This is a genomic window from Priestia sp. ST2 (assembly GCF_055810735.1).
In genome coordinates, this window is the sequence record NZ_JBVVNT010000001.1 from 979,803 (window position 1) to 998,145 (window position 18,343).

General features: G+C 39.9%; 19 protein-coding genes. 14 read left to right on the top strand and 5 right to left on the bottom strand.

From position 1 onward, the window contains the following. Positions 1-140 precede the first annotated feature (140 nt). Both rocF and AC0KUU_RS04990 read left to right on the top strand, forming a co-directional pair. Entirely contained in the window at positions 141-1,040 is a 900-nt protein-coding gene (rocF, locus tag AC0KUU_RS04985) for an arginase (RefSeq protein ID WP_013058586.1), read from the top strand. 232 nt (positions 1,041-1,272) lie between these two features. Further along, entirely contained in the window at positions 1,273-2,706 is a 1,434-nt protein-coding gene (locus AC0KUU_RS04990) for an amino acid permease (RefSeq protein WP_043978423.1), read from the top strand. A gap of 51 nt (positions 2,707-2,757) precedes the next feature. Here AC0KUU_RS04990 and AC0KUU_RS04995 read toward each other — a convergent pair whose 3' ends face one another. After that, complete coding sequence (locus tag AC0KUU_RS04995; protein WP_230184464.1) at positions 2,758-3,930, bottom strand: hypothetical protein; 1,173 nt, start codon at positions 3,928-3,930, stop codon at positions 2,758-2,760. 167 nt (positions 3,931-4,097) lie between these two features. Continuing rightward, positions 4,098-4,331, bottom strand: coding sequence for a YczF family membrane protein (locus tag AC0KUU_RS05000; RefSeq protein ID WP_043978427.1), 234 nt, complete (start codon positions 4,329-4,331; stop codon positions 4,098-4,100). Between the two features lie 321 nt (positions 4,332-4,652). Between AC0KUU_RS05000 and AC0KUU_RS05005 the strand changes: the two genes are divergently transcribed. Beyond that, on the top strand, positions 4,653-4,970 hold the full coding sequence (locus AC0KUU_RS05005) for a GerAB/ArcD/ProY family transporter (protein ID WP_272911111.1): 318 nt from the start codon (positions 4,653-4,655) through the stop codon (positions 4,968-4,970). Between the two features lie 28 nt (positions 4,971-4,998). Here the strand turns inward: AC0KUU_RS05005 and AC0KUU_RS05010 are convergent, their stop codons facing one another. After that, complete coding sequence (locus AC0KUU_RS05010) at positions 4,999-6,408, bottom strand: polysaccharide deacetylase family protein (RefSeq protein ID WP_322552367.1); 1,410 nt, start codon at positions 6,406-6,408, stop codon at positions 4,999-5,001. Positions 6,409-6,566: 158 nt separating this feature from the next. Between AC0KUU_RS05010 and AC0KUU_RS05015 the strand changes: the two genes are divergently transcribed. The 3 genes from AC0KUU_RS05015 (at position 6,567) to AC0KUU_RS05025 (ending at position 8,657) form a co-directional block, all read left to right on the top strand. After that, positions 6,567-7,067: an RNA polymerase sigma factor gene (locus AC0KUU_RS05015; protein ID WP_043978734.1), complete on the top strand. Its 501-nt coding sequence runs from the start codon at positions 6,567-6,569 to the stop codon at positions 7,065-7,067. Next, entirely contained in the window at positions 7,064-7,927 is an 864-nt protein-coding gene (rsiV, locus tag AC0KUU_RS05020; protein ID WP_043978433.1) for an anti-sigma-V factor RsiV, read from the top strand. The genes AC0KUU_RS05015 and rsiV overlap by 4 nt, the downstream gene beginning before the upstream one ends. Positions 7,928-8,123: 196 nt before the next feature. Further along, positions 8,124-8,657 (top strand): HTH-type transcriptional regulator Hpr, encoded by a 534-nt coding sequence (locus tag AC0KUU_RS05025; protein WP_013084563.1) that lies wholly within the window; start codon positions 8,124-8,126, stop codon positions 8,655-8,657. A gap of 40 nt (positions 8,658-8,697) precedes the next feature. Here the strand turns inward: AC0KUU_RS05025 and AC0KUU_RS05030 are convergent, their stop codons facing one another. Beyond that, complete coding sequence (locus tag AC0KUU_RS05030; protein WP_162214842.1) at positions 8,698-9,987, bottom strand: globin-coupled sensor protein; 1,290 nt, start codon at positions 9,985-9,987, stop codon at positions 8,698-8,700. 185 nt (positions 9,988-10,172) lie between these two features. Between AC0KUU_RS05030 and AC0KUU_RS05035 the strand changes: the two genes are divergently transcribed. From AC0KUU_RS05035 to AC0KUU_RS05070, 8 genes are all read left to right on the top strand, one after another. After that, entirely contained in the window at positions 10,173-10,847 is a 675-nt protein-coding gene (locus tag AC0KUU_RS05035) for a C40 family peptidase (RefSeq protein ID WP_043978437.1), read from the top strand. A gap of 258 nt (positions 10,848-11,105) precedes the next feature. Further along, positions 11,106-11,453 (top strand): DUF2642 domain-containing protein, encoded by a 348-nt coding sequence (locus AC0KUU_RS05040; RefSeq protein ID WP_043978439.1) that lies wholly within the window; start codon positions 11,106-11,108, stop codon positions 11,451-11,453. Positions 11,454-11,472: 19 nt separating this feature from the next. Continuing rightward, positions 11,473-11,673 carry a hypothetical protein gene (locus AC0KUU_RS05045; RefSeq protein ID WP_029323776.1) on the top strand — a complete coding sequence of 67 codons (201 nt, stop codon included), beginning with the start codon at positions 11,473-11,475 and terminating at the stop codon, positions 11,671-11,673. 2 nt (positions 11,674-11,675) lie between these two features. After that, positions 11,676-13,202 carry a glycosyltransferase family 2 protein gene (locus tag AC0KUU_RS05050; RefSeq protein WP_043978443.1) on the top strand — a complete coding sequence of 509 codons (1,527 nt, stop codon included), beginning with the start codon at positions 11,676-11,678 and terminating at the stop codon, positions 13,200-13,202. Beyond that, the gene (locus AC0KUU_RS05055) at positions 13,195-14,418 is read left to right on the top strand and encodes a nucleotide sugar dehydrogenase (protein ID WP_043978444.1); all 1,224 of its coding nucleotides are present in this window, start codon (positions 13,195-13,197) and stop codon (positions 14,416-14,418) included. Before AC0KUU_RS05050 ends, AC0KUU_RS05055 begins: the two co-directional genes overlap by 8 nt. Before the next feature lie 44 nt (positions 14,419-14,462). Further along, complete coding sequence (locus AC0KUU_RS05060) at positions 14,463-15,884, top strand: glycosyltransferase family 2 protein (protein WP_043978446.1); 1,422 nt, start codon at positions 14,463-14,465, stop codon at positions 15,882-15,884. Between the two features lie 160 nt (positions 15,885-16,044). Beyond that, positions 16,045-16,440: a DoxX family protein gene (locus tag AC0KUU_RS05065; protein ID WP_043978450.1), complete on the top strand. Its 396-nt coding sequence runs from the start codon at positions 16,045-16,047 to the stop codon at positions 16,438-16,440. A 169-nt stretch (positions 16,441-16,609) separates the two neighbouring features. Next, a complete protein-coding gene (locus AC0KUU_RS05070; protein ID WP_043978453.1) occupies positions 16,610-17,824 on the top strand; it encodes a cytochrome P450 in 1,215 nt (404 codons plus the stop codon). A gap of 23 nt (positions 17,825-17,847) precedes the next feature. On the opposite strand, the gene AC0KUU_RS05075 is transcribed toward AC0KUU_RS05070, so the two are convergent. After that, on the bottom strand, positions 17,848-18,216 hold the full coding sequence (locus AC0KUU_RS05075) for a winged helix-turn-helix transcriptional regulator (RefSeq protein ID WP_013084552.1): 369 nt from the start codon (positions 18,214-18,216) through the stop codon (positions 17,848-17,850). Between the last annotated feature and the right edge of the window lie 127 nt (positions 18,217-18,343).

Consider the following 18,343-nt stretch of genomic DNA (forward strand, 5'->3'; position numbering starts at 1 on the left):
CTGATAGAATGCTACAAACAAAGTTGGCATCATTTTTGCATAAGAACTAGATGAGGGGCTGTATCAATGAAAAAAATACATAGTTAAATAAACACCTATGTTTACTTCACACAAAATAAAATGCAACGGAGGTATAGAAAATGAAAAAAGACATTTCAATTATCGGTGTACCCATGGATTACGGACAAACAAGAAGGGGTGTAGACATGGGGCCGAGCGCGATTCGCTATGCAGGCATGAATACACGCTTAGAAGCTCTTGGCTATACCGTACACGATGAAGGCGATATTAAAGTAGAAATTAAAGAGCGGGCAGACGTAGATAAAAATACGAATTTGAAAAACTTAGCGGCTGTAGCCAGCGGAAATGAACAGCTTGCTGCACGAGTTGAAGAAGTGAGAGAGCAAGACCGCTTTCCGTTAATATTAGGCGGAGACCACAGCATTGCAATTGGAACGCTTGCAGGAGTCGCGAAAGGTTCAGAAAATTTAGGCGTTATATGGTATGATGCTCATGGTGATTTAAACACCGCTGAAACATCTCCATCAGGCAATATTCACGGCATGCCGTTAGCGGTGAGCCTTGGTATTGGACATCCTGTACTTTTAAATATTGGAGGGTATACCCCAAAAATTAAACCTGAAAATCTAGTTATTATCGGTGCACGCTCATTGGATGATGGTGAAAAAGAGTTAATTAAAGAAAAAGGAATTAAAGTGTATACCATGCATGAAATTGATCGTTTAGGTATGACGCAAGTGATGAAAGAAACGATTGATTATTTAAGCGGTACAGACGGCGTGCACCTGTCGCTGGACTTAGACGGCTTAGATCCGGATGATGCACCAGGCGTAGGTACACCTGTAAAAGGCGGCATCAGCTACAGAGAAAGTCATTTAGCAATGGAAATGCTAGCGGAAGCAGACATGGTTACATCTGCTGAATTTGTAGAAGTGAACCCCATTTTAGATCAGCATAACAAAACTGCAGAAGTAGCGGTTGCGTTAATGAGTTCATTGTTTGGCGATAAGCTTTTATAAGAAAGAGCTACTTAATAGGTATCGTGTAGAAGAAAATCTGTTATGATCTAATAAACGTTCATGCAGGGCTAAGCGGCTGCCATCCTCGCTACGGGGCTGGCGCCATTTGAAAAACATCCGGCATTAATGGACTTCAGCCATGAAGAGCTACCTAGTAAGCGGCTATAAAAACAAAATAAACCTAAAAAAATGAAAGCGATTTCATTTTTATGCAGCAAAGGGAGGAAATGGGATGAATATTCCACAGGGACAGCCAGGAGAATTAAAAAGAACGATGAAAACAAGGCATCTTTTTATGATATCACTAGGGGGATGTATTGGTACCGGTTTTTTCCTTGGTTCAGGTTATACCATCAATGAAGCAGGTCCGATGGGAGCAATGATTTCCTACTTAGTAGGAGGGATCATTATGTATCTAACGATGCTGTGTCTTGGAGAATTATCCGTTGCTATGCCAGTTGCAGGATCGTTTCAAACGTACTCCACTAAATTTATCGGCCCTGCAACCGGTTTTGCGATTGGATGGCTGTACTGGCTAGGATGGGCAGTAACGGTGGCGCTTGAGTTCTTAGCTGCCGGACAATTAATGCAAAGATGGTTCCCAGACTCGCCCGTTTGGTTATGGTGCGCCATTTTTGGAGCGTTAATTTTTTCACTAAATGCACTTTCAGCTAAAGCATTTGGTGAAACAGAATTTTGGTTTTCAAGCGTTAAAATTTTCGCCATCATTATGTTTATTGTTGTAGGCGGAGCGGCAATGTTTGGACTCATTGATATGAAAAGCGGACAGGAAGCACCGCTTCTATCAAACTTCTTTGCCGAAGGGCTGTTTCCAAATGGCGTAACGGCTTTGCTGATTACAATGATTACGGTGAACTTTTCGTTCCAAGGAACAGAATTGATTGGAATTGCAGCAGGGGAAAGTGAAAATCCAGAAAAAACAATTCCAAAAGCGATTAAGCAAACGGTTTGGCGTACGCTTTTCTTTTTCGTCTTATCCGTGTTTGTCCTAGCAAGCATGATTCCTCGTGAAAAAGCAGGCGTCGTAGAAAGCCCATTTGTTGTTGTGCTAGACAGTGTAGGTGTACCTTACGCGGCGGATATTATGAACTTTATCATTTTAACAGCTCTTCTTTCAGTCGCAAACTCTGGATTTTACGCGGCTACACGTATGCTTTATTCTCTTTCAAGAGAAGGAATGGCAAGTCCTGCGCTTGGAAAAGTTAACAAAAGAGGAGTTCCGTTTAATGCACTATTAATTACGCTTGTGATTTCATGTTTTTCGCTGCTTTCAAGCGTAGTGGCAGCTAAAACCGTTTTTGTATGGCTGATTTCACTCGCTGGACTCGGTGCTCAAATTGGCTGGATTGCGATTACCGCTTCACTGCTTGCATTTCGTCGTGCTTACGTGGCTAAAGGTGGAAAAGTGGAAGATCTGAAATTTAGAACACCTCTTTATCCGGTTCTTCCTATCGTAGCGCTTATTACGAACTGTATCGTTATGATCAGTCTTGCGTTTGATCCCGAGCAGCGAATGGCGTTATACTGCGGAGGTATTTTCTTTATAGGCTGCTATGTTTATTATTATTTGAAAATTCGAAAACAAAATCAGTCAAAACAAGAGCAAGAAGTTCAGCTTGCGGAAAATAAACGAATGATTATTTAACATAAAAAACCCGGAAAATCGTGATTTTCCGGGTTTTTTATGTACTCGTTTTTAGCTATCTAGTGTTGTGTCTTCATTTTTACGTCGGCGGAGCCTCCATAGTGTGATAAGAGCAACCAGTGTAAGAACAATACCGCTGCCGAGCAGGATATGACTCACTGTTTTATCCTGCTTTTTTTGGCCTTGCTCAAAATATTTCTTGTACATTGCCACCGCAGCTTTATTTTGCTTGTATTTTCTCGGAACGCTCACTTCTTTTCCGAGTTTCCAGCCGTCTTTATAAGCTTTTTGCTGTAAAGATTTCACATCTTTATTCGAATAAAAACCTGCTTTGTACCATTTTTCTAGCTCGGGCTTGTCCTGAAGACTTTTAGGCGCTCTATAGGTCTGATAAGTGAAAGCTGAGTCGTATCCGTCTGCTTTTACGTCTTTTTGCTTTTGTTTCTGTCCTTTTTCATATCCTTGCTCAAAGGCTGTTTGCAATTCGCCTTCTGCTTCTGCAGGTACTTCTAATGAAAGGTCGTGATAGCCTTGTACGTAGCCCTGCTTTTCAAACTGCTTTTTTTGCTGCTTCAGCACTTCGGCTTGAGCGGTTTCAAAGCCTTCTGTAAAAGCCTGACGTGTGACATCCTCATCATCATACATGCTCGGAACACTCATTGAGTCATTTTCAAGACCTCGGTCATAGCCTTCTTTTTTTGCTTTAACAGATAAGTCCATTAAAGAAATAGCTTTTTTGTAGCCTTGAACATACCCTTTATTCCAGTCGGATGACTTAGAAGGAAAAGGGTCGATTTCTGACTGAATAGTAGCATGTTTGTAATCAAGGACACCTTGCTGATAGCCTTCCTCTTCGCCGGCAGCCATTTCATTTTCTTGTTCAGTCTTGAGTTCTTCCTCTTTTTGCTGCTGTCCTTTTTTATATCCTACCGTATACCCCATCATAAACCACGTGAATTCTTCAGAAGATTTGTCCAGTCCTGTTGTTTGATCAAACTGTTCGAATTTTTTCTGTGCGTATCCATCTTCTTCTCCAAGCGAATAGCCTTCTTGATAGAGGGAGTCAAAAATTGCTTTTACATCTTCAGTTGTATCCACGTCTGTTGACTGGTCCAAAACGTCGGAAGAGGAGTCCGGGGAATCGGGAGTAGCATAAGAAGGGATGGGATCACTTGCAAGAATAAGTAAGCAAGCTGTACTAATAACGGCTAATTTTTTTTTCATCATTTCTTCACCTTTTAGTTCAAAGTCAATGTTTATTTTGTAGTTTAAGCGTACAGCTTTCCATGTAGAAAGGCGTGTAAAAGTTTTTCCAATTATGAAAATTATAACATTTAAATGAGAAGGAGAATAGGTGGTAAAAAGGAGAAATATGTGTTTTTTACGGAGTTTTATTTTTGTCCCTGTTTTGCTTTTTTCACTTTAAATGAACGATAAAACACTTCAGCTACAAAACAGAACAAAAGGAAAAAAAGGACAAATAGTTCAGCGAACTCCATAACACGAAACGGACTGTAGGCATTTTGCAAGGCCATGGAAAAACTAAATCCTTGCATCATATCCACTCCGATAGAAAATCCCATTAAGCATCCTAACAGCAAAGCTGATATCCAAACGATTTTCATACGTCTCACTCTCCGTTTTTGTTTTCTTCTTAAAAACATTCTACCGATAGTTTTTGTTATTTTTTTTGTCTTACGCTTTGATTGCTCTATTAAAAATTGCATACAAAGCATTTATTTGGAAAAAGCTAAAAAAAGAAAAGAAAGGTGTTTTTAATCGTGCCTTCTTTATTTAAAAATAAAAAAAACAAAGACAATAAAAAGGAAACAGAAGGTTCGGCGTCAGAGGAACAAGCGACAGTCCTTTATTTGTAATGAATGTGACGCTGATGCTGTTAATTATTTATACGGTGCACAAAGGATTTGAAGTAATAGCTAGAACGGCTGGACGTGTTTTTTATGATTGCATTAGTCATCGGAGGATTTGTTAAAATCAGCGTCTTTTTTTACGCCGTGATTGTTGGACTTTCCACACTGTTTAAGGTGAAACGACCTTCTGCGCTGACATATCCTGTGGGCACGGTGATTTTATTTTTTTCTTTGACGATTGCAAGTAATTTTCAAGAGCATTTAAAAGAAGGGCTAACGATTATGCCGGTGTTGCTTTTTATCCCTTTTCACGTAGTGATTCCGTTTACACTGCTCTGTATAGCACTTATTAAACATCGCATGAAAAAAACAAACGCGCTGCAGCCATCCTAATAGCTGCAGCGCGTTCGTCTGCTATCTGCTACTGCACATGCAGCTGCTCCCGCTCTTTTTTTACTTGTTCTAGCTGTGAAATCGTAACAAGCTGATACCCTTGTGCGTGAAGCTGCTTCATAATTTCAACCGCTGCTTCGGCGCTTGTTTGGTAAATATCATGCATTAAAATAACTTTTCCGTCTCCGACTTGGCTCATAACCGCTTGAACGGAGTGAGGAACGTTTCTATATTTCCAGTCTTCGGGATCGATATCCCATAGAGTCACGCCAACATTTCCGATATAACGTCTTACATTTGCGTTGACGGCTCCATAAGGAGGGCGTACGTGCAGTGGTTCATAGCCGCTTACTTGTTTAATGAGCGCTTGGGTATCGCCTATTTGGTGTTTGACCTGGGCTTCGTTCAAACGTGTGAGCTGAGGATGATCCCAAGAGTGATTTCCAACTTCGTTGCCTTCCTTGACCATACGTTCGATTATTTCAGGATAATATTGAACGCGGCTTCCTAACACAAAAAAGGTAGCGTGCCCGTTCACTTCTTTTAATCCATCTAAAATCACATTGGTAGATGCAGGGTTAGGTCCGTCATCAAAGGTCATCGCAACGACTTTTTTAGTTGGATCAATAGGCGCTCCTTGCTGCGGCATTTCGTTAACGATATGTTTTGGAGGCGTTTCCTTGACTTTATTTTTATTTGCTGCTTCGTCTTTGTAAGCATCGCTCAGCACGTCTTTAAATAAATCTTTTTGGATTGCGATTGTTTTGGTTTTTGTTTGTTCAGCACCTAGCTGATAAGGCTTAAAATAGATCACAATACTGTTTTCAAGCAGCGCAAACTGACTGAAATTTTGATTAGCTGCCTGAGTTCCTTTTTGAAGGTCCGGGTCAAAATCAGCTGTTTCCATTTGTTTTTTTAATTCAGCATATGAAATAGCCGAAAGGCGATCTAAATAGTTTGCATTTTCTTTAAATAAATTCTTTAACGTCATTTGTTTTTGAGCAGGCAGGTCAAAGGTAAAGGTTTTGAGAGAAGACGTTCCTTTCTCTCCATTTACAGATTCATATTCATCAAAGACAACGCTTAGCGTTTGCTTGCTGTAATGGACGATTTTATATGTAATCGTTAATTCAGATTTTTTCTTTTTTGACTGCTTCTTTAGCTTTTTTTCATAGTGTGCCACTTGAGCTGTTACATAAGCTTGAATAGATTGATCGATTTCTTTTTTACCAAAGGAAGGGTAGCTAATAGCATAGCCTCCGTCGGTAAGGTCTTTCACTAGCGTTTGAATTTCAACGTTTGGATAGGTTTGATCTGTTTGAATACTTGCCGTTTTTTTCTCTGTACTGTTTGCTTTGACGATATACCCTGCTGTACCAAGAAACAAAATACAGCATCCAAGCAGTGTCAAAATACGTTTGTAGCCCATGGTTTTCATGTGGTAATATTCCCCTTTTTGTATATATCTACCTAATAGACGCATGAGACCATCATTTAGTTTTACTTTTTTTTAAAAAAACCAAACTATTTTTCTACTCATTCCGTCTACCTTATAGATGTACTTCAGCAAGAGAAAATAGAAGGGTATGAAAGATGATGAAAAAACATGATGCACATCAGATGCTCGTAGCGTGCATAACCGAGCATAAAGAGGATTTTTACCGGCTTGCTTTCAGCTATGTAAAAAATCAAGAAGATGCGCTTGATATTATGCAAGAATCGATTAAAAAAGCACTCATTTCAATAGACACTATCAAGGATATTCAATCGATTAAAAGCTGGCTTTATAAAATTGTTGTACGAACAGCAATCGATTTCCTGCGCAAGCATAAACGTTTAACGCTTATGGACGATGAAGCGCTTGAGTACTTGAGCAGCGGACGTGAAGACCAGTATGAAGATATCGATTTAAAGCAAGCAATGGATCACCTGCCAGTTAAATATAAAACCATTATTATTCTGCGGTTTTTCGAAGATTTAAAAATGGACGAAATTGCTGAAATCATTGAGGAAAATGTAAACACGGTAAAGACAAGGCTCTATAGAGGGTTGAACCTGTTGCGGATTAAGATGACGGAGGAGGACTTAGAACAATGAATGAAAAAATAGAAAAGTTAAAGAAGCAGTATCATGACATTCCTATTCCTGAGGAATTAGATGATGTTGTTGCAAAGGCACTTTCTTCACATCCTCGTAAAAAGAAATCCTATATTTGGCCGAGCGCAATTGCCGCAGCAGCGGTTATTTTTATCACAACGGTGAATGTGAGTCCAGACGCGGCAAATGCAATGGCGAAAATTCCTGTAATTGGAAAAGTAGTAGAAGTGATCACATTTGATGAACTAAAGCAAGAAGAAAAGCATTCTCGTATTGACGTGAAAACACCATCGATTTCAGGCTTGGAAAACAAAGGTCTTCAAACAAGCTTGAATGAAAAGTATATAAAAGAAAACGAGCAGCTGTATGAACAGTTTAAAAAAGAGATGAAAACATTACAAAAAGGAGAGAAAGGAAACGTGGCTGTCAGCAGCGGCTATGATATTATGACGGATACCGATGATTTGCTTGTGGTTCATCGATATGTGGAAGAATCGAGAGCTTCAACGTCGAGCGTCAATCAGTACGACACGATTGATAAAAAACATGAAGTGCTCGTCACGCTTCCAAGTTTGTTCAAAGATAAAAGCTATATAAAGGTCATTAGTGAAAATATTAAACAGCAAATGAAAGATCAAATGAAACATGAAGAAGGCAAAATCTACTGGCTGACTGAAGAAGATATGGATCCTTTTAAAGAGATTGCTGAGAATCAAAGCTTCTACATTACGAAAGATCACAAGCTTAGAATTGTATTTGATAAATATAAAGTCGCCCCAGGATATATGGGAAACGTTGAGTTTGAAATTCCAACGGACGTTATTTCAAACCTTCTGGTTGGTAAACGGTATATTCATTAAAAAACAGGTGTGAACGTTCAGCGTTCACACCTGTTTTTTTACATAAAGAAACGTTTAAATTTATTTTTATGCAAAATAAGTTGAAATATATAAGCAATCATGTATAATATTTTGTATATATTTTCATTCTTTTTGTTTATAAAGTCTTACGGGAAAATGATGTGAACGGTTGCATTTCTAGAGAGGAAGTGAAGAGGTGAAACGCACGTTAAATCAAGATACGATTAAAGATGCCATGCTGTTTAATCAGCTTGTGATGCAAGTAAGCAAAGCTCTTTGGAAGTCTACTGAAAAGGATTGGGAGCAGTGGGTTAAGCCGTACGATCTGAGCATTAATGAGCATCACATTTTGGGGATTGCTTATCAGCTGGAAATTGCATCGATGACTGACATTTCAAAGCTAGGCGTCATGCATTTATCCACAGCTTTTAACTTTGCAAAAAAATTGCACTTGCGGGGCTATCTTACCCTTTCTAAAAATGAGAAAGATAAGCGGAATACATACGTACAGCTCACAGAAGAAGGAAAAAAGATGTTTTTAAAAACGCTCGAGGATTATAATCCTCTTGAAAATCCTTTGTTTCAAGGAGCAATGCCGCTTCGAGATGTTTACGGAGAGCTGCCTGACTTTGTTGAGCTGACGGCTCTGATTCGAAGCATATACGGAGAAGATTTTGTCCAGTTTATCGAACGTTCTTCTCAAGAGCCCGCTGCTAGCTTGAAAAAATAAAAAAGCCTTCTTGTGCAAGCTGAGAAGGCTTTTTTGCATATCAACTTTTTTCAGTTAACCGTTCAAGTTCTTCTGAGGAATGGGCCATCTTCTCAATTCGCAGAGACAGTTGCTTCATTACATCCGCTATTTTTTCAAGCTCTTTTTTGGTTAGCACGGTTTGCTGTTTGTTCTCGGTTGTTATGCTAAGAACGTTCGTGAAAAAAGAAGTAATGTTGTTCATATTGTCAGCCGTATCTTTTGTTAATGTAGCGACTTCTCCGCCTAGCGCCGAGACGCTTTCGATTTGTTTTTGAATGTCTCCGATAAAAGTGGAAATATTAGCAATCGATTTCTTCGTTTCTTCTGCAAGCTTCCGTACTTCCTGTGCCACCACTGCAAATCCTTTTCCATGCTCGCCCGCTCGAGCAGACTCAATCGAAGCGTTTAATGCTAATAAATTCGTTTGCTCCGCAATAGAAGTAACAATCGAAACGATTTGATGAATTTGCTGTGATGTATGTTCGAGCGTTTTCATTTTGTTTTGAATGAGCGACGTATTTTTTTGTATGCTTCCCAGCATGTTTTGTTCTTCTTTTAATTTTGCTTGACTCGTAACGGATTCCTTCTCAATGACTTCTGCTAGTTCAGAGCTTTTGTTTGCATAAGAAACGACGTCAGAGGACTGGTTGTGCATTTGATTCATAAACGTCTTCGTTTCTTCAGATAGCGAAGAAAGGATAGATGATGTACGAGAGATTTCTAGCTGAATTTTCTCTTTTTGAGTCTGAAGTCCAGCGCGCTGCTCGTCATATTCAAGCTCATAGGCTTTTAACACAATTTGCTGTTCTAGACTAATAAGCTTTGTCATACTTGCAATAAAAGCCAGACATTCTTCTTTTGATTCCATCCTACGTTCACATACTGAAAGAAGCGACGTAAATAAATTTTGAAATGCGCACAAATACCAGTTTGGCTCAAGTCCAATTTTAACGTGCATCTTGGAAATTTTTTGACGTTTTACCACAAAAGCATCATTTATTTGTCCATCAAACATTTCTAAAATATGCCGCTTTAACGTTTGTTTTAATGCATGGACGCTGCTGTGCTTTTCGATAATCGCAACCAAATGGGCCTGTTCACCAATAGCTTTGTAAAAATCGTTCACGATCTCTTCGATGGCATTCAGCGCGTGAACTTGAAATCTGGCAATCCGTTCGAGATCCTCTGCTGTTAAGGAAATCATGTTAATCTGCTTTTTTATCATCGGGTCCGATACATGAAGCTTTACAGTGGTGGATTCGACAGCGGCTGCTTCGGCGTGCGCTTTGTTTCGTTTAAACCAATTCATGTTTATCACCTTTATTTGCTAGAATAGTTGTTTTTCTCTTCTTCTTATATTTCGGCGTTTTACATCCAAGAGTTGAGGCTGTTTAAGAAGATTGTTATCAAATTGTTATCTTCTATTAATTGAATTGTTATCCGCAGATGGTATGGTTGTACGGTGCTTAAAACATGATTCGGGGAGGAAACGAAATGAAAAAAATGCTATCGGCGCTTCTTGTAGGAGGAGCTTTATTTGCAAGTCCAGCAATGGGACACGCTGCATTTGGCGACACGGTTTTAAAACAAGGGATGACAAATGATGATGTTGAACAAGTTAAAACGGTGTTAAAAGATAAAGGATTTTTAAAAGGCGAAGTATCGCGTTATTTTAATTATGAAACAAAAAAAGCGGTTATGGCTTTTCAAGAGAAACATAACCTAGAAGCAGATGGAGTTGTTGGAGAGAATACATACAATGCATTAGGTAAAGGCGGCGTTGTAGAAGGCGAATCAGAAGTGAATACGGATAAAGTAATCAGCAAAGCAAAATCCTTAATGGGCACGCCGTACAAATGGGGCGGCACTACACCTTCAGGATTTGACTGCAGCGGATATCTTCAGTATGTATATAAAGAAAGCGTAGGCGTTGATATTCCCAGAACGGTTGAAGATATCTATAAAGCAGGTGAAAATGTAAGTGAACCGCAGGTAGGAGATCTTGTGTTCTTTGAAACGTACAAAGAAGGTCCTTCTCATGCAGGCATTTATCTTGGAGACGGAAAATTTATTAACGCATCGTCTTCTAAAGGCGTGACAATTAGCGATAAAAATTCAAGCTATTGGAAAGAGCGCTATATAGGAGCAAAGCGTATTGCAGCTAACTGATTTATCATTTAATAGATATAAAAAGGCAAAGTCTAAGGGCTTTGTCTTTTTTGTATTGGTTTCAGTAGGTAGGAGGTAGGTAGGGGATTCCCCTATACAAAATGGACTAGTCAAGTGTGTATTTGTATGGAAATACGACAAAAGTTCTGTCACCTTTATGATACAGCTTGTATATATTGATAAAGTAATCTCTCAGGTTACGTCAATCGTTATAGGTAATTTGAAGGGATAACAGTATAAAAAGGAGGAACAAAATTTATGTTTTTTTGTTGTTACCGTCGCTATGTAGAAAAGATAAAACACCTTTTGTTTTCAAATCGATTTGCTGAATTTATTCAGGAAAACACAAAGAAAGCAGTAGAAGAAGTCGTTTATTCTGACACGTTCAAAGAGTACGTAATAAGTATTATTAAAGAATCTCAAGAATCACCTTTTAAAGAAATCGCCGAGCAGTATATTGGACAGGAAGTTGTGATTGAAACGACAGCTGGTCCACTTGAAGGTGTGGTCACGTTTGTGGGAGATGATTATTTGGAATTAGTAGAGTCTCCAACGTCAACGGTATTACTGCCATTTACAAGCATTGTGACTATTCAAAGCGCTTAAACGAAAGGAGGAAAAAAATATGTTTCAAGATGCATTACGAGAAAATGTAGGTTCATTTGTGCAAATCATCACAGCTATTGACGTTATTAATGGAACACTGCTTGCTGTTACGGACGCAGCGGCTGTTGTACGTACATCAAGCTCATATGGCGAGCCTGCAGATGTAACCATTCCATTAGTATCCATTACGTATGTTCGAATTTTCAGCGGAGTTGAGTGAGTTTGAAAGTATCAGTGATTATTCCAGCCTGTAACGAAGCTGATTCTTTGTTACCTGTCATTAAAGAAGTTCAAAAAATGAAGCCGTTTGAGATTATGGTCGTCGTAAATGGATCCAGTGATACAACACAGGAAATCGCCGAGGGTGCAGGATGCCACGTTGTTTATTATGAAGAAGCTCTTGGTATTAATATTGGAAGGGCCATTGGGGCTAAAAAAGCAAAAGGAGATGTTTTGCTTTTTTTGGACGGAGATATAGCGGTTCCTCATGAGGAGCTGATGAAATATACGAAGGCTATAGAAACCGGTCATGATATAGCGTTGAACAACCTTTCATGGACTATGAAGCGGAAAGTGCGTCCGCATCCGGTTTCCGTTGCGAAATACATGCTGAACTTATGCTTGCAGCGTGAAGATTTATCCATTCAAGCATTAACAGCTATTCCCCATGCTATCAAGAAAACATCGGCAGCTAAAATTGGATACGAGAACTTAGCTCACCCGCCTCTTGCTCATACGATTGCTCTTTTAAAAGGAATGTCAATCGTTGCACCGTGTTCTTCAGACGTTATTTATACAAATAAGATTAGAACCACCCACAAAATAATTCCTACCAATTCACCTTTTCCTATTTCCACTAATTATATTATTGGAGACCACATTAAAGCGTTAGCTCATCTTATCGAAGAAAAAGGCATAAGAGGAGGACTAACAGACGGCGATCGAAACCGAGAAGTTGTTTCCGCTTATACACCAAGCGTGAAGCGGAAAGCAGGCGTTAAGTACAGTGCTGTTATTCCAGTAGGTGAAGAAAAAGAAACGATTGCAAGCGTGATTCAAGAAGTGAAAAAAGCCGGAGTGGAAGAAATCATCGTGGTTGCCAACGGGGCAGACGAAGTGACGGTTAAGCGAGCAATTGAAGCGGGTGCTACTGTTCTTCATTACAAGCAGCGGCTTGGACATAATGTGCCTCGAGCAATCGGTGCGATGTACAGCAGCGGTGAAGTTTGCTTGTTCATAGATGGAGACATTGTGATTTCCGCGGAAGATTTACGGCGGTATTTAGAAGCAGCTGAACAAGGCATTGATGTAGCGCTTAATAATTTAGAGTGTCTGCTTGACGAAGTGCATCCTATTCACTCGGTAAGTACTGCCAAATATTTTCTGAACCTTGTCTGTAAACGTCCTGATTTAACAATTAATACAACAACGGCTATTCCCCATGCCATTAAACGAGATGTAATGGAGAAAGTAGGCTACGAATCTCTTATTATTCCGCCTTTATTTCAATTAAAAAGTATTATGTACGGCTTTAATGTCCAGCCTGTTCATTTTGTGGATGTGGCGCGAACAAATCGGATTCGAAAAGAGCATATGAAAGTCAAAGGTCTAGCAGCATCAACTCAGCGAATTTTAGGAGATTATGTAGAGGCCATGGCGTACTATATTAGCCAAACTAGCGAAAGAGGCGAATTTCTTCCCGACATACGAAGACATGATCTTTTGTTTGAGGTGTTGAAGAATGAATAAAAAAGTTGCCGTTATTGGTCTAGGGTATGTGGGACTGCCGCTTGCTCTTTTGTTTGCTAAGAAAAACTACAGCGTGATTGGACTTGATATTGACGTCCGGAAAATTGAAGCGCTAAAACAAGGGGAAAGCTATATTCCAGATGTACGTAATGATGTGATTCAAAGAGAGAAAAACTTTCAAGCATATGAATTAAAAAAAGGTATCTCCGCATTTCAAGCATGCGATTATGTAGTGGTGACCGTGCCAACTCCTATTACAGAGAATCATAATCCGGACTTAGGACCCGTTATTAGCGCATCTACGTTTTTGAAAGAACATATGGTAAAAGGACAAACCGTTATTTATGAAAGCTCTACCTATCCAGGCACGCTTGAAGAAGTTGTTTTACCTATTTTAAAGGAGTCTGATTTGCAAGCGGGAGTTGATTTTTATTTAGCTTACTCTCCAGAGCGAGTCGATCCAGCAAACAAGTCGTACGACATTGAGTATATTCCAAAAGTGATTAGCGGCTACAGCAAAGACTGCCTTTATCACGTGCAGACGTTTTATAAAAGTATTTTTCAGCAAGTCGTACCTGTTTCTTCTCCAAAAGTAGCGGAAATGTGCAAGCTGTTTGAAAACATTCAGCGTCTTGTCAATATTTCGTTGGTGAATGAAACAAATGAACTGTGTGAGGAATTAGGAATAGATTTTCATGAGGTCTTACAGGCGGCATCTACTAAGCCGTTTGGGTTCACGCCGTATTATCCAGGTCCCGGAATTGGAGGACACTGCATACCCGTTGATCCGCTTTATTTTTTATGGAAACTAAAGCAAAATGGGTTAACAAGCGAACTTATTGAAGCTGCTCATCATATTAATGAAGAAATGCCAAATAAAGTAATTAAACGTGTTGAAAAGCAGCTCGCAGCAAATGAGAAACGCGTGTTTGTTGTGGGCATGGCGTATAAAAAAGACGTAAATGATATGCGTGAATCGCCGGCGCTGACGGTATGTGAAGGTCTTTTAACAAAAGGATATGAGCTGACGTATCATGACCCTTACATTGACTCCGCTATATTAAATAAGCAAACGTATTTCTCAGTCCCGCTGACAAAAGAAGAAGTTAAAAAAAGCGATGTTGTACTTGTGTTAACCGATCACAGTCAAATCGACTGGTCAATTGTAAAATACGCAAAAAAAGTTGTGGATACAAGAGGTATTTTAAATGAATGAAGCCGCTGAATTGTTCAGTGGTTCTTTTTTTAGGGGGGATATCAATGAAAACTCTTTCTGTCGTGCTGCCCGTTTACAATGAAGAAGAAACGCTAAAAACTGTGCTTAAGCAAATTAAAAAAGTAAACGTGCTTGAGATTATTGTGGTCGCAAATGGCTGTACAGATGCTTCAGTAAAAATAGCGAAAGAAGAAGGGTGCACGGTAAAAGTAATAAAAAAGCGTATGTCTCCACATGAAGCGAGAATGGAAGGAGCAAAGACTGCCAAAGGAGATGCCGTCTTGTTTGTAGACGGAGACATTATTCTTTCGGCTTCCGAGCTTGAGCGTTTTGTTCAGCCTTTGTTATTTGGACATAGCGATGTTGTGCTAAACAAGTGGGGGAAAATGAAAATGAATGCTTTTAACCGCAGCGAGCTGATGTGGAGTACGGTTTTGCATCATGCGATTGGGAAGCCTCACCACGCCAACGCTTATTTAAAAGCGCCTTACGGGGTACAGTTAAGCGTGTTGAAGAACTACTGGGAGCTGCCGCCTCTTTCGTTATTTGTGACATTTTTAACACAATACCGCGTAAGTATGTCTATGTCGATTGAAACACAGGGGAAAGGAAACTTTCGTCCATTTGATCGCCCGCTGCGCACCAAAGAGCGAATTCAATCCTACCAGCAGCTTCTTCAAACATACTATACGCTTGCATCAAATCGTAAAAGGCGAGTGGATATACTTACGCAGCCCATTTCAGTTGTTGAGCACGGCTGGGGGAAATTATCTTCTTTTTATGGAGGAAAACAGCTGTCTGTTATTATTCCAGTTTGCAACGAAGAACAAACAATCAAACAAGTGATTGCAGAAGCAAGAAAACTTGAGCCGTTAGAAATCATTGTCGTGATTAACGGTTCCACTGATCAGTCGGAGGCTTATGCCAAAGAACAGGGTGTCAAAACCCTCGTCTACGATGAGCGGTTAGGGCATGACTGCGGAAGAGCTGCGGGGGCCCTTGCAGCAACGGGAGATATTCTTCTCTTTATAGACGGGGATTTTGTTCTTTCAGCTCAAGAGTTGTATCCGTTTGCTTCAGCGGTAGCGAGCGGCGTTGATGTAGCTTTAAACGTATGTGAAGATGAAGCGAAGCTCACGCATGTTGTGCAGGGGTGGAAATACGTATTGAACGAGACAATAGGAAGAAAAGATTTATTAATGAGCTCCATGACTGCTGTTCCTCATGCCATAAGTAGAGAGTGCCTGGAGAAAATTAAGCCCGAATCTCTTGCTGTACCCCCTTTTGCCCAAATAAAAGCCATCATAGAAGGTTTTCATGTGCAGGCCGTTCACCATGTTGATGTAAATAAATTTAACCGATTTCGATATTCTGAACACCTATTATTAAAGAGCCATTCTGCTACGGCAGAACTCATTATTCAGGATCATATTTTTGCATTTCTCTCGTATCTTCAGCGCGACTGAGTAGGGAGTGTGGGTGGGTGCTCACTTACAAAAGAAACGTTTAAGATAAGGAAAGAAATTTGCTGATATCTTGTTTTTCTGTTCTAACCCCTTGAATTTGTTCACAGTTGTAACTAAAATTGTTACATGTGCAGACAAAAGTAAAAAAGGAGGAAAAGAAATGAAAAGCTATCAGCTTGGAACGTTTTTACTTCGTCTTATGTTAGGGCTAACGTTTTTTATTCATGGCCTTGGCAAATTCCAAAGCGGTATTGATAATACGGTCGGTTTTTTCCACAGCATGGGCATTCCTGCGTTTTTCGCTTATGCGGTTGCGGTTATTGAATTCGTAGGGGGAGCCGCTATGATTCTTGGATTTCAAACGCGTTTAATCGGTGTCTTGTTTGCGATTGTGATGATTGGCGCTATTTTTACAGCGAAAAGCGGTGCTGGTTTTACAGGCGGCTATGAGCTTGAGGTTTCCCTTTTTGTCGTTTCGCTTCATATGATTCTAGCAGGAAGCGGCGCGTACGCGTTAGACAACCGATTACAAAAACCAGAAGAACATTATTCTTAAAAAGGTAGGCGCTATGCGCCTACCCTTTTTTGTAAAAAATATCCTTCTATCGATTCATTTTTACTAAAATATACAGCTATCATTTTTAAGAAAATTCGTATATATGGTACTATTTGGTCATAGATGACTGCATAGTCATTCTATTTGAACGATACGGGGAGGTTTTAACATGAAAACCGAAAGAGAAAACGGAATTGTCCGTCAAGTGAATACAATTCAAACAAAAGAAGAGCGCTTTAATCCTTTTTCATGGTATGAAGAGATGAGAAACACCGCGCCTGTGCAATGGGATGAAGAAAGGCAGGTATGGGATGTTTTTCACTATGACGGGGTCAAAGAAGTGCTGGAACAAAAGAATATTTTTTCTTCTGATCGAAGACCTCCACAAAACCAAAGACAAACTGCTCTAGGAACGAGTCTAATTAATATTGATCCGCCTAAGCATGCTGAAATGAGAGCACTTGTTAATAAAGCTTTTACGCCTAAAGCAATGAAAGCATGGGAGCCTAAAATTGCGCGTATTACAGCTGAATTATTACAAGAAGTTGAGCATCTTGAAGATATTGATATAGTCGAGCATCTGTCCTATCCGCTTCCGGTTATGGTAATTGCCGATATTTTAGGCGTGCCGATAGAAGATCAGCGTCAGTTTAAAGATTGGTCCGATATTATCGTAGCCGGTCCTTCTAATAATGAACGTGAAACGCTCGAAAAATTGCAGCAAGAGAAAATGAAAGCAAATGATGAGCTAGAAACTTATTTTTATCGAATCATTGAAGAAAAACGCACGCGTCCAGGAGATGATATTATCTCCGTGCTTCTTCAGGCAAAAGAAGAAGGGAAACAGCTAACGGATGAAGAAATCGTCGGTTTTTCTATTTTGCTGCTGATTGCTGGAAACGAAACAACCACAAATTTAATTTCAAATACGATTTATTGTTTAATGGAAGATAAAGCTTCTTTTGAACGACTCAAACGAGAGAAAGAACTTTTGCCTTCTGCGATTGAAGAAGTTCTTCGCTATCGTTCACCCGTTCAGGCTCTTCACCGAATCGTAAAAGAAGATGTGACTCTTGCAGGCAAGAAACTAAAAGCGGGCGAACACGTGGTTCCATGGATGGGATCTGCGCATCGAGACGCGGAGTATTTTGAAGACCCGGATGTATTTAAAATCGATCGAAAGCCAAATGTGCACATGGCATTTGGAAGAGGCATTCATTTTTGCTTAGGAGCACCCCTTGCTCGAATAGAAGCAAAAATTATGCTGGCCGAGCTGATTGACCGCTATCCCCAGATGGACTGGAGCCCGTCATTTGAGTTAAAGCCGATTGAAAGCACGTTTGTGTACGGATTAAAAGAATTATTGATTCGTAAACATGTATAAAAAAAGCACGCTTTGCGTGCTTTTTACTCTTTCTCTGCTTGAATTCTCGCTTCAGCAATTTTATCGGTATGATCATATCCCCATTTAAACATCAGCTCGATAATAGGGATGAGCGTTTCTCCAAAGGGTGTTAAATAATATTCTACTTTAGGCGGAACTTGTTTATAGACTTCGCGGTGGATAATTCCGTCGCGCTCGAGTTCGCGAAGCTGCAGCGTGAGCATTCGCTGCGTCACGCCAGGAATGAGTCTGCGCAGTTCATTAAAGCGCCGGCGTTCCTTCGATAATTGATACAAAATGACGCTTTTCCATTTGCCTCCGACTACATCAACGGCTGCTTCCACAGGGCAAGAATAGCCGTGAGGCTCCCATTTTGTTAAGTCGTATTTCATAGTGATTACTCCTTTTATCAGTGAGTTCAGCTGCATTTGTGCTGTTTATACTATAGCACGTCTTATTTGATAAAAAAATGGAAATGATTCAGGGGATTATTGACGGAAAATTAAAAAAGTAATGGAA

Bases quoted from the DNA above. Each gene is read 5' to 3' on its own strand.
- rocF (WP_013058586.1), top strand. From the start codon at position 141: ATGAAAAAAGACATTTCAATTATCGGTGTACCCATGGATTACGGACAA.
- AC0KUU_RS04990 (WP_043978423.1), top strand. From the start codon at position 1,273: ATGAATATTCCACAGGGACAGCCAGGAGAATTAAAAAGAACGATGAAA.
- AC0KUU_RS04995 (WP_230184464.1), bottom strand. From the start codon at position 3,930: ATGAAAAAAAAATTAGCCGTTATTAGTACAGCTTGCTTACTTATTCTT.
- AC0KUU_RS05000 (WP_043978427.1), bottom strand. From the start codon at position 4,331: ATGAAAATCGTTTGGATATCAGCTTTGCTGTTAGGATGCTTAATGGGA.
- AC0KUU_RS05010 (WP_322552367.1), bottom strand. From the start codon at position 6,408: ATGAAAACCATGGGCTACAAACGTATTTTGACACTGCTTGGATGCTGT.
- AC0KUU_RS05015 (WP_043978734.1), top strand. From the start codon at position 6,567: ATGAAAAAACATGATGCACATCAGATGCTCGTAGCGTGCATAACCGAG.
- rsiV (WP_043978433.1), top strand. From the start codon at position 7,064: ATGAATGAAAAAATAGAAAAGTTAAAGAAGCAGTATCATGACATTCCT.
- AC0KUU_RS05030 (WP_162214842.1), bottom strand. From the start codon at position 9,987: ATGAATTGGTTTAAACGAAACAAAGCGCACGCCGAAGCAGCCGCTGTC.
- AC0KUU_RS05035 (WP_043978437.1), top strand. From the start codon at position 10,173: ATGAAAAAAATGCTATCGGCGCTTCTTGTAGGAGGAGCTTTATTTGCA.
- AC0KUU_RS05040 (WP_043978439.1), top strand. From the start codon at position 11,106: ATGTTTTTTTGTTGTTACCGTCGCTATGTAGAAAAGATAAAACACCTT.
- AC0KUU_RS05045 (WP_029323776.1), top strand. From the start codon at position 11,473: ATGTTTCAAGATGCATTACGAGAAAATGTAGGTTCATTTGTGCAAATC.
- AC0KUU_RS05055 (WP_043978444.1), top strand. From the start codon at position 13,195: ATGAATAAAAAAGTTGCCGTTATTGGTCTAGGGTATGTGGGACTGCCG.
- AC0KUU_RS05060 (WP_043978446.1), top strand. From the start codon at position 14,463: ATGAAAACTCTTTCTGTCGTGCTGCCCGTTTACAATGAAGAAGAAACG.
- AC0KUU_RS05065 (WP_043978450.1), top strand. From the start codon at position 16,045: ATGAAAAGCTATCAGCTTGGAACGTTTTTACTTCGTCTTATGTTAGGG.
- AC0KUU_RS05070 (WP_043978453.1), top strand. From the start codon at position 16,610: ATGAAAACCGAAAGAGAAAACGGAATTGTCCGTCAAGTGAATACAATT.
- AC0KUU_RS05075 (WP_013084552.1), bottom strand. From the start codon at position 18,216: ATGAAATACGACTTAACAAAATGGGAGCCTCACGGCTATTCTTGCCCT.